Source organism: Pseudoroseicyclus aestuarii, from assembly GCF_003217255.1.
GTDB classification, from domain to species: Bacteria; Pseudomonadota; Alphaproteobacteria; order Rhodobacterales; family Rhodobacteraceae; genus Pseudoroseicyclus; species Pseudoroseicyclus aestuarii.
In genome coordinates this window covers 357,595-367,404 of sequence record NZ_QJTE01000004.1, presented here as the reverse complement: position 1 = coordinate 367,404, position 9,810 = coordinate 357,595, and the positions used below count along the sequence as shown (strand labels likewise).

At 67.5% G+C, this 9,810-nt stretch carries 9 protein-coding genes and 1 pseudogene; 2 read left to right on the top strand and 8 right to left on the bottom strand.

From position 1 onward, the window contains the following. Positions 1-453: 453 nt before the first annotated feature. Positions 454-579: a hypothetical protein gene (locus tag DFP88_RS17485; protein ID WP_281268196.1), complete on the top strand. Its 126-nt coding sequence runs from the start codon at positions 454-456 to the stop codon at positions 577-579. A gap of 153 nt (positions 580-732) precedes the next feature. Here DFP88_RS17485 and DFP88_RS13585 read toward each other — a convergent pair whose 3' ends face one another. From DFP88_RS13585 to DFP88_RS13580, 3 genes and pseudogenes are all read right to left on the bottom strand, one after another. Next, complete coding sequence (locus DFP88_RS13585) at positions 733-1,386, bottom strand: tyrosine-type recombinase/integrase (protein WP_146227502.1); 654 nt, start codon at positions 1,384-1,386, stop codon at positions 733-735. Between the two features lie 210 nt (positions 1,387-1,596). Beyond that, positions 1,597-1,752 (bottom strand): annotated as a pseudogene (locus DFP88_RS17550) (Arm DNA-binding domain-containing protein); the annotation flags it as partial. A 273-nt stretch (positions 1,753-2,025) separates the two neighbouring features. After that, a complete protein-coding gene (locus DFP88_RS13580) occupies positions 2,026-2,436 on the bottom strand; it encodes an EamA family transporter (RefSeq protein WP_110815228.1) in 411 nt (136 codons plus the stop codon). Positions 2,437-2,484: 48 nt separating this feature from the next. Between DFP88_RS13580 and DFP88_RS17080 the strand changes: the two genes are divergently transcribed. Beyond that, positions 2,485-2,634, top strand: a complete 150-nt coding sequence (locus DFP88_RS17080; protein ID WP_181418645.1) for a hypothetical protein — start codon at positions 2,485-2,487, stop codon at positions 2,632-2,634. A gap of 184 nt (positions 2,635-2,818) precedes the next feature. Here DFP88_RS17080 and DFP88_RS13575 read toward each other — a convergent pair whose 3' ends face one another. The 5 genes from DFP88_RS13575 to DFP88_RS13555 are packed head-to-tail and all read right to left on the bottom strand — an operon-like array spanning position 2,819 to position 9,810. Beyond that, a complete protein-coding gene (locus DFP88_RS13575; RefSeq protein WP_110815227.1) occupies positions 2,819-4,366 on the bottom strand; it encodes an ABC transporter substrate-binding protein in 1,548 nt (515 codons plus the stop codon). A 25-nt stretch (positions 4,367-4,391) separates the two neighbouring features. Continuing rightward, complete coding sequence (locus DFP88_RS13570) at positions 4,392-5,483, bottom strand: S-methyl thiohydantoin desulfurase family protein (RefSeq protein ID WP_110815226.1); 1,092 nt, start codon at positions 5,481-5,483, stop codon at positions 4,392-4,394. Continuing rightward, positions 5,480-6,601 carry an S-methyl thiohydantoin desulfurase family protein gene (locus DFP88_RS13565; RefSeq protein ID WP_110815225.1) on the bottom strand — a complete coding sequence of 374 codons (1,122 nt, stop codon included), beginning with the start codon at positions 6,599-6,601 and terminating at the stop codon, positions 5,480-5,482. Before DFP88_RS13565 ends, DFP88_RS13570 begins: the two co-directional genes overlap by 4 nt. Further along, positions 6,594-8,147: a hydantoinase/oxoprolinase family protein gene (locus DFP88_RS13560; RefSeq protein WP_245904819.1), complete on the bottom strand. Its 1,554-nt coding sequence runs from the start codon at positions 8,145-8,147 to the stop codon at positions 6,594-6,596. The genes DFP88_RS13565 and DFP88_RS13560 overlap by 8 nt, the downstream gene beginning before the upstream one ends. Next, the gene (locus DFP88_RS13555; RefSeq protein ID WP_110815223.1) at positions 8,122-9,810 is read right to left on the bottom strand and encodes an ATP-binding cassette domain-containing protein; all 1,689 of its coding nucleotides are present in this window, start codon (positions 9,808-9,810) and stop codon (positions 8,122-8,124) included. Before DFP88_RS13555 ends, DFP88_RS13560 begins: the two co-directional genes overlap by 26 nt.

The following is a 9,810-nucleotide window of genomic DNA, read 5'->3' as shown; positions in this document are numbered from 1 at the left end:
GCGCCTCGGTGAAGCGGCTTTTCCTCATGTCGTCTGCTCCTTCGGGATGAAGCAAACTCTACATTGAACCGAGGGACGTTCCGGGGGGCAGGTCACGCCTCCTCGGCGTAGAATTCATCGGATACTGCGTACCACATCAACGGCTTGACCTGTAGGCCGAGACGGGCGGCGTCGTCTCCGGTCACGTCGGTACTCCTTCGTATCGGGGATGGACAGGAGCGTAGCCCTATTCCTGCGGGAAGATCTAATCGGTCTCATAACCAGCGCGTCAGAAATCTGCTGACCGAATTCGATCGGCGCCACGACCACAATCAGGCGGAAATTGAGCGGCTGCGCGCTCACCTGGTCGATTGCACCGCGGAACTCGAGCGCGAAAACGCCCGGATGCCGCACCGGAAGCGCGTTGCCGCTCTGGCGCGGCGCGCCCTCAACGAGACGGAATAGGAGGGCAGCATGGCGATCTCGAAGGACGAACTTCTGGTGATCTACCGGCGGAACCTCAAGCGCTATGGGGCCGAAGGGGATGCAGACAAAGCCGAGATCGAGCGCCAGCTCATCGCCCGCATCGAGGCGCGGTAGGGAGGCTACTGTCGGGTGAGGGTCGTCTTTTCTTGCGGCCGTAGCTACTGGCAGGGGAAAGCCTCTAGGAGGGCTCTACCCCTCCAGGTAGGCAGCCTACGCGGCCATCACCTCGCGCCGGCGATCCAGCAGGTCAGACCGCGCGTAGCTCGACTAGGTCTTTCCAGCGATCTTGTGCGACAGGATCGTCTCGGCCACGTCACGCGAGCAGACGTCGTTGTCCTGCACCCAGGTTCGGAACGTCGTGCAAAAGCCGTGGATGCGGCCCGCTTCGCCGATCTCGTTCAACACCTTCCGCAGCGCTGTCTCGCTGACGCCGCGGCCGGCGTAGTAGGACGGGAACACGTAGTGGTCCGATACCTCAGTAGCCGCGACAAGGATGCGCAGGGCTGGCGCCGATAGAGGCACCCGGACATCACGAACCATGCCCTGACGGCCTTTCATTTTGTCGGCAGATATAATCCAGAAGTCGCCTTCGACTTCACTGAACTGCATGCCCCGAACGCTGGCGGATCGGGCCAGGGTCAGCATGGTCATGCGGAGGGCCATCCTGCCGGAGGAAAGACCGTCAAGTCTCCTGTAGAGGACCGGTGCATCCTGCCATCTGGCGGCGACGATGTGCTCGTTCTCGTGATGCACCTCGCCCAGGATGTGCTGCGCGCTCAGAAGCGTGAAGGGATCCACCGGGAAGCCCATGAGCTTGCCGCGTCGATAAACGATGCCGAGGCGCAGGATGGCCTTCTCGGCAGTGGGGTGCTTCTCGCGCCAGAGGGTGCGCAGCGCGGCCGCAAAGTCCGTGGCGGTCAACGCCGCAGCCCACCTCTGGCCGATCTTCGGGAGGACGTGGACGGCCAGGGGAGACATCCACCGACCTCGATCGCCGCGGCCGCGCAGGCCCCCTTGATCGCCTCGAAGACCGTCTGCACCAGGTCCTCGAGCGTCGGGTCGACAGCATCGCGCGACGCGATTTCGGCCTCCCGCTGACGTCCGCGTTCGATAATCGGATCGCAGGACGGCCTCCCAGCGATCGCGTGCCTGCCGCGCATCTGCGAGTGTGACAGTCGGATAGGAGCCCAGACCCATTTCGCGCCGGCGCCCGCTGGTGGAGTAGCGATATATCCTGGTGCCGCCATCAGCGGTGCGATTCAGCATCAGCCCGCCGCCGTCCTGCATGGTGCCGGGCCCGGCCTTCCAGACCGCCACCGCTGAGAGCTTGTTCCTCTGTCGCGCCATATCTACCAACCAATAGGACCGTGGTTTGAGGGCAGGGGGTGCCATCAGGTGGCACGGCACCCGCTCGATTCTCCCTCGTTTCTCGGGCAATCTGGCATGGCTTGCAAAGCTATGACGTAGGCGCGCGGTGTTCTCCAGCAGCACCAGTTTTTCGATGATCAGCAGTACGGGGTCTGTCCCCTATCGTCGGATAACTCGCCGCCGACCGGCCGGTCATGCCGAAGCGGCTGGCTTCGCCCCGATTCCCAGCCAGACTAAGCCCAGGATGATCGCAAGGCCCGCGAGGCGCTGCGGGGTCACCGCCTTTTCGAGGATCAGCACGCCCAGCACGGTTCCCACTTTGGGAATCGCGAACTTGACCCGGGCCATCCGCGTTGCCCCGAGCCCCGGCACGAGGCGGAAGTAGACGAGGTTCGCCGCGGCAGCCGAGACCAGCCCGAGGTAAGGGGTCGCCTTGAGTGAGGGGAGGGTCGTATCAATGCTTGCCAGATCTGCATCGTAGACGGCGACGGGACCTCCCGTGACGACAGTGCCGACGAGCATGAAGCCCGCCGCCATCTCCAGCGCCGCACGGGTGACGAAGCGCGGGACATAGACTGTCGAGGTGGCGTAGCAGACTGTCATCCCGACGATGGCGACCTACAGGCGCGCTGCGAGGTCGCTTCTCCGAGCGTGCTGAACGCGCAGCTGAAAGAACTGCTCGAGGCCGGGTCGGTCGAGAAAGTCGGCGGCGGCTACGCCCTGACCGCCACCGGGCGGGACCTCTTCGACCGGCTGGAGCCGCTTGGAGACCGGGCCATAGACTGGGCGCCGACGCTGTAACCGTCGAGACCGCCAGAAGGACGTCATCGGATTGCGATGACTGGATTTCTCACGCCGCCCTGACGGTGCGCCGCCCGGGGCCGGACGCCCCCGGGCGGCACCAAATTCGAACTTGCTGCCGCCAGCGCCGGCAGGGGAAGGCCCCGGCGCTGGCGGCTTCTCCCGCGGCTGGTCTGCCTCCGGCTCAGCCGGCGCTGCAGTCCCAGCTCATGCGGGAAAAGTCGTACTGCCAGCTCATCATCGGCACGTAGGTGTAGCCCTGCAGGCAGGTGGACATGGCCTGACGCTCTTCCTCGAAGGTCAGGTAGACGTCCGATGCGCCGTCGACGAGCTTCTGCTGAAGCTCCTTGTAGATCTCGTTGCGGGCCCCGGTGTCCGTCTCGGCGCGCGAGGCGTCGATCAGGGCGTCGATCTCCGGGTCCTCGAGCCATTCCATCGAGGCCCAGGTGCCGGCGCTGTCGGAATGGTACTGCACGAAGAAGACCGAATCCGGCGAGGGGTAGGAGGGGCCGTTGAAGACCTGCGTCAGCGCCGGGGTGGTCGAGGGGTCGGAGGCCAGCTCGGTGATCCGGTTCCAGGGCTCGGGCTGAAGCTCGACCGTGATGCCGATCGCCTCGAGGTTGGCCTGCATCAGCAGGGCGATGTCCTCCTCGAAGGACAGGCCCGCGACATAGGCCAGCGGAATAGTCAGATCCTCGCCGGCATAGGCGGATTGCGCCAGCTCCTCGGCGGCCTTGTCGAGGTCGTAGACCGGTGCCTCGAGCGTATCGAGATAGGCGTCCTCGAAGCTGGGCGAGAGCGGGCCGGCCATCTCGAAGCCGGGATAGATCACCTCGCGGATGGTCTGGTAGTCCGTCGCGTACTGGATCGCGCGGCGCAGGTGGATGTCGTCGGTCGGCGCGGCTTGCGTGTTCATCTTGATGTAGAAGCCCGTCGCCGTGGGCGTGGTCTCGATCTCGTAGCCCTCCATCGCGCCGATGGAATCGTAGGTCTCGGTCGCCTGGTTCGGAGAGGAGATGCCCAGCTCGCCGCTGGTGGCCAGCGCCTTGACGGTGGCCTCGTCGTTGGTGACGACGAAGCGGATGCGGTCCAGCGGCGTGCCGGTGAAGCCGCCGTGGTAATCCTCGAAGCGCTCGATCACCATCTCGGAGCCGCGGTTCCAGGAGGCGATGGTATAGGGGCCTGCGCCCTCGGGCGTCTCGCCCAGCAGGTCCTCGGCCCAGTCGCCGCTGCCCTCTTCCATCGCGACGTCCGAGTTCACGATCAGGATCAGCGGCGTCGCGGCAAGGAAGGGCGCGAAGACGCGGTTCAGCGTGATCTCAACCGTCCTGTCATCGGTCGCGACGACGGCCTCGGGGTCGATCAGCCCGGCGAAAAGGTAAGAGGGCCCCTCGTTCAGCGCGATCAGCCGCTGCAGCGACCAGACGACGTCCTTCGCCTCGACCGGGGAGCCGTCGGTAAAGGTCGCGCCCTCCTTCAGCGTGAAGGTATAGGTCAGGCTGTCTTCGGACACGGTCCAGTCCGAGGCGAGCTGCGGCACGATGGAGCCGTCGCCCGCAACGGTGGTCAGCCCGTCGTAAAGGTTCACCGCCGCCATGTATTCGGTGTAGTCGGTGATCTTCGCCGGATCGACGGTGCCGAAGACCTGCGTGACGTTCATCGTGGTGGCGGTCTGCGCCGCCGCGGGGATCGCGGCAGTGGCGAGCAGGCCGGCAAGAAGCGTGGTCTTCATTGTTTTTCCCTTTCCCTGTTGGTCGTTACGATGTCGAAAGAAGGGCCTCGACCGGCGCGAAGGCGTGGTCGTAGCCGAAGTACCCCGGCCCGGCGAGGGTCAGCCCCGCCTCGGTCCGCCACTGCGGATCGGCGGGGATGCCGGTCAGCTCCAGCGTCAGGCCGTAGCGCAGGCTTTCGGTGGTCACCGGCAGGCCGGCATCGCCGTCGAGCGCGCAGATCAGGTCCGGCGTGGTGGTCAGCACGCGGCCCGTGTCGTCGCGGGCCACAAGGAACTCGTTCTGGAAATCGACGGTGAAGCTGCGGCCCGCATCCTCGTCGATGCCGCGCAGGGTGGCGGTGCCGCGCACGAAGCCGCCCGTCGTCTCGCGCCGGATGTCGGCGACGCGGGCGCGCATCAGCTTGTGCCCGCCGGTCAGGGCGCGCAGCGCCTCGCCCGGGTGGCGCATGGCGCGCCGCTCTTCCTGGATGGTGCGCCCGATCTCGAGGATCAGGGTCATCGTGCCGTGCAGAAGCGAGGCCTGCGCCTGCGCGCCGGTCATCGGATAGGCGGCGACCAGCGCGGCACCGCCCATCTCGACCGTGGCGGCCCGCGCAAGGCGTTCGGTCCAGAGGTTGTCGATGGTGGTGAAGCTGGCGGCATTGCCCTTGTCGTCGGCCAGCACCAGCGGCGTCGCCTTCACCCCGTGCATGGTGAAGCTGCACATCTGCAACTCCGGGAAGGCGCGGCCCATGCCGTCGCCGTTCAGAAGCGGCAGGCCGGTCACCGCCGCCACCGCGAAGGGGATGGTGGAGTTCAGCCCGCCCGCCTCGGCGCAGACGAGGGCGGTGGCCTTGCGGCCCATGATCTGCTTGATCTGCGCCAGCGCGGCGAGGACCTCTGTCCCGGCGGGCAGCTTTTCGACCATGACGGTTGGCGCGCCCATCATGAAGACGGGCACGCAAAGCGCATCCTCGGGCAGCTCTGCGGCGTCGATCAGCGTGACCGGCCCATGCTCGAGGAGCGCGGCCTTGGCCATCAGCTTGCCGATATAGGGATCGCCGCCGCCCCCGGTGCCAAGGAAGGCCCCGCCGAGGGCGACCGCATCCAGATCCTCTGCCGTGATTTGGGTGCTCATGACACCTCCTCGGGCAGCGGCAGGGGCCGGTAGGTGATGTCCGGGAAGCCGAAGGCGGCCGGGCCGACGACCTCAAGCGCGCGGTCCGATCGCAGCAGGCGGTGGCAGGGCAGGGCGACGATGGCGACGCGCTGGCCGTAGCGCAGAAGCTCGGTGGTGATCGCCTCGCCGGTGTCGACGTCGAGCACGAGGATCAGGTCGGGCACGCAGACCTCGACCTGCCCGCCGCGGCTGAACACAAGGTTCTCGTTCTGGATCAGCACGCTGGCCTCGTCGCCGTGGCAGTCGTCGATGCCCGAGAGCTGCGCCTCGCCGACGACGAAGCCGCCGCGCAGGTGCCGCTTGAGGTCGGTGATCTTGCCCGAGAAGACGCGGCGGCCGTTCTCTTTCTTGCAGATCGCGTCGATGGGATCGTCGTGGCGCTTCTGCGCCTCCATCACCGCGCGGCCCAGCGCGATGGCCTGGGTGTAGGTATGCGGAATGGCGAACTCCTTGACGAAGCTGCCGCGCATCGGCGCCGCCGCCAGATCCGATCCGCCGCCCTGCGCCACGACGCAGGCGCGGGCCATGCGCTCGTGAAACAGCTCGGTTGTGGCGTGCTGGAACAGCACGACGTTGCCATGCACGTCCGCCATGGCAGAGGGCGTGGACTTGTGCCCGTAGATCGAGAAGGTCGTCATCTGCATCTCGGGGAAGGCGCGGCCCATGCCGTCGCCGTCCAGCACCGGCAGCCCGGCAAAGGCGCCGACCAGCAGCGGCTCGAAGGCGTTGGAGCCGCCGATTTCCTCGCAGACGACGGCATCGGTGGTCAGGCCAAGATGCTCTTCCAGCGCCCGGATGGCGCGCAGCCCCTCGCGCCCCTCGCGGATGCGTTCGACCCCGACCACGGGCGCGCCGATGCCCCCCACGGAGATGGTCCAGGCCTGATCGGCAATCTTCTCAAGCGGCAGCACCGCCAGGTCCAGCCCTTCGGCAAGGGCCTGCCTTGCGCGCAGCTTGCCGACGTAGGGGTTGCCGCCGCCGCCGGTGCCGAGGATGCCCGACCCGATTTCGAGCGCGTCGATATCCTCGAGGTCGAGGTGCCAGAGGTCGGCGGGATCAAAGGCGAGTTCAGGCATCGACGCCTCCCATTTCTCCGACCACCTTGACGTGGATGCGGGTCGCGTTGCCGGGCAGGTAGGCGAGCGGCACGTCCTCGCGCTCGATCACCTGGCAGGTCTCGGGCAGGGCGCCGGCCTCGATGGCCTGGCGCGTTGCCTCTTCCTCGGCTTGGGTCAGGCAGTCCTCGCGGCTGATCTTTTCCAGGCTGAAGACGCGGTCCACCTCGCCGCTGACCTGGGCGATGGCGGCGCCGACGGCATTGGCCACGGCAAAGTGGTCGGGGCGGATCACGTCGAGATCGCCAAGCCGGTCGGGCATCAGGATCGACCCGCCGCCCACGGCGATCACCGGGATCGGCTCGGGCGAGATGCGGCTGCGCTCGACGCTGTTCTCGAGGATGGCGGTGATCTCGGTCATCGCTTTCTCGATGATCGCGGGCTCCAGCCCCGTCACCTTGGCGCTGTCGCCGACATCGGCGAGGCCGGCGGCCACGGCGATATCGGTTGCGGTCAGGGTCTCGCCGCCGAAGACGCGCGCCTCGCGGGTGATGCGGTAGCCGGTGGATTGCGGGCCGACCTTGCCGCCGTCATCCGCGACGATGGAGCCGCCCCCAAGCCCGACGGAGAAGACGTCGGGCATGCGGAAGTTGGTGCGCACCCCGCCCACGTCGACGATGGTCGAGGCCTGGCGCGGAAAGCCGAGGTGCAGCGCGCCGACATCCGTCGTGGTGCCGCCGATGTCCACGACGATGGCCTCTGTCACGCCGGTCAGGAAGGCCGCCCCGCGCATGGAGTTCGTGGGCCCCGAGGCGAAGGTCAGCACCGGGAAGCGCTTGACCACATCGGCCGCCATCAGCGTGCCGTCGTTCTGCGTGAGGTAGAAGGGGCAGTCGAGGCCCGACTCCGCCAGCGCCGTCTCGAAGGCGCTGACCGTGCGCGCGGCAAGGCCAAGGAGCGAGGCGTTCATGATCGCCGCGCTTTCGCGCTCCAGCAGGCCGATGCGGCCGATGTCGGTGGACAGCACCACCGGCAGGCCGGGGCATTTTTCCTCGAGGATCGCCTTGGCGCGCTCTTCCATTGCGGCGTTGATCGGGCCGAAGACGCAGGTGATCGCCGCGGCCTTCAGGCCCTTCTCGGTGATCTCGCCGGCGATGCGGACGAGGGCCTCCTCGTCCAGCGGGCCGATCTCGCGGCCGTCGAACTCGTAGCCGCCGCCGATGATGTAGCCGTGATCGCCGACGACATGCTTCAGATCCTCGGGCCAGTCGACGGCGGGCGGCAGGCAGGCGGTCGCCGGCAGGCCGAGGCGGATCGCCGCGACCGGGTCGAGGTGCCGCCGCTCGATCACCGCATTGGTGAAATGCGTGGTGCCGATCATCACCTTGCCGACCTTGGCGCGGTCGATGCCGGCGGCGGCGATGGCCTCTTCCAGCGCGGCGCGCACGCCGGATGTCACGTCCTCGGTGGTCGCCGTCTTGACGCCGGACAGCACGGTCTTGCCCTGCATCACGACGGCGTCGGTGTTGGTGCCACCGACATCAATGCCCAGTCGATACATGGTCATGTCCTTCTTCGTTGGTGTCTGTGTCCGAGGTGACGAGAAAGCGGTGCCGCTCTGCGTCGGTGATCTCGGGTTTGAGGGCTTCTTCCGCGTCGGTCAGGACCGGGATCGCGGCGATCAGGGCGCGGGTGTAGGGGTGGCGCGGCGCGGCGAAGATCTCGGCCGGCGTGCCGTCCTCGATGATCTCGCCCTGCCGCATGATCGCGAGGCGCGAGCAGAAGTTGCGCATCAGCGAGAGGTCGTGGCTGATGATGACGTAGGTCAGCCCCAGATCCTCGCGCAGCTGCAGCAGCAGATCGATCACCGTCTTCTGCACCGAGACGTCGAGCGCGCTTGTCGGCTCGTCCAGTATCAGCACGCGCGGCTCGGCGGCCAGGGCGCGGGCGATGGCGACGCGCTGTTTCTGCCCGCCCGACAGCTCGTGCGGGTACTTGCCCAGAAAGCTCTCGGGCAGTTTCACGAGGCTCATCAGCTCGGTCATCCGCGCGCGGGCCTGCGCACCCTTGAGGCCGACATGCGCGAGCGGCACCGCCAGCGTCTGCGCCGCCGTCCGCTTGGGGTTCAGCGAGGTGCCGGGATTCTGGTAGACGATCTGCGTCAGCCGCCGCGGCCCGCCGCGGTCGGCCTCGATGGTGCCACTCGTCGGCTCCAGCAGGCCCATCAGCATCCGCGCGACGGTGGTCTTGCCCGAGCCGGATTCACCGGCGAGGCCGAAGATCTCGCCCTCGCGCACGGTCAGGCCGACATCCGTCACCGCGCGGTGCCCGGCGCCCCGGCGCAGCATCGAGCCAGAGCCATAGACCTTGTCGACGCCCGTCATCGTGATGATCGGGGCCTGGGTTGAGACCGGCTGGTCGGTCACGCGCGGGCCGTAAAGCGGCGGCACCGCCTCCATCAGCGATTTCGTATAGGCCTCTTCCGGCGCCTCGAAGACCTGGGAAAGGGGGCCGCGCTCCACGATCCGCCCGTGCTGCATCACCAGAACCGTGTCGGCGGTCTGCCGCACGACGCCGAGGTTATGGGTGATCATCAGGAGCGACAGCCCCTCTTCCGCGACGAGGCGGTTGATCAGGCGCAGGATCTCGTCCTGTGTGGTGACGTCGAGCGCGGTGCCGGGCTCGTCCGCGATCAGGATCGCCGGGTGGTGCAGCAGGGCCAGCGCGATCAGCACCCGCTGGCGCATCCCGCCCGACAACTCGAAGGGCCAGGCGCCGTAGACGCGCTCGGGGTCGGACAGCTGCACGCGGCGCAGCACCTCGAGGATGCGGGCCTTGCGGTCCTGCGCGCCACTGACCCGGCCCTGCCGGCGGTCGGCGTAGTAGAGGATGTCGTCGAGATGCCGCCCGATCCGGAAGACCGGGTTAAACGACGACAGCGGGTCCTGCATGATGATCGAGAAGGCGGTGCCCTTCAGCCTGTCCCGCTCGCGCGGGGCCATGGCCATCACGTCGAGCCCGTCGTAGCGGATGCCGCCCCGGGTGCTGGCGTTGTTCGGCAGCGTGCCGAGGATCGCCTTGGCGGTGATCGACTTGCCCGAGCCCGTCTCGCCGATCAGGGCGACGCGCTCGCCTCGGCCCACGGAAAAGGACACGTCGCGCAGCACATGGGCGGTGCGGCCGTAGCCGGTGAAGCGAATGTTCAGATCCTGCACATCGAGAAGCGGCAT

Bases quoted from the DNA above. Each gene is read 5' to 3' on its own strand.
- DFP88_RS13555 (WP_110815223.1), bottom strand. From the start codon at position 9,810: ATGCCGCTTCTCGATGTGCAGGATCTGAACATTCGCTTCACCGGCTAC.
- DFP88_RS13580 (WP_110815228.1), bottom strand. From the start codon at position 2,436: ATGACAGTCTGCTACGCCACCTCGACAGTCTATGTCCCGCGCTTCGTC.
- DFP88_RS13570 (WP_110815226.1), bottom strand. From the start codon at position 5,483: ATGAGCACCCAAATCACGGCAGAGGATCTGGATGCGGTCGCCCTCGGC.
- DFP88_RS13565 (WP_110815225.1), bottom strand. From the start codon at position 6,601: ATGCCTGAACTCGCCTTTGATCCCGCCGACCTCTGGCACCTCGACCTC.
- DFP88_RS13560 (WP_245904819.1), bottom strand. From the start codon at position 8,147: ATGACCATGTATCGACTGGGCATTGATGTCGGTGGCACCAACACCGAC.
- DFP88_RS17485 (WP_281268196.1), top strand. From the start codon at position 454: ATGGCGATCTCGAAGGACGAACTTCTGGTGATCTACCGGCGGAACCTC.
- DFP88_RS13575 (WP_110815227.1), bottom strand. From the start codon at position 4,366: ATGAAGACCACGCTTCTTGCCGGCCTGCTCGCCACTGCCGCGATCCCC.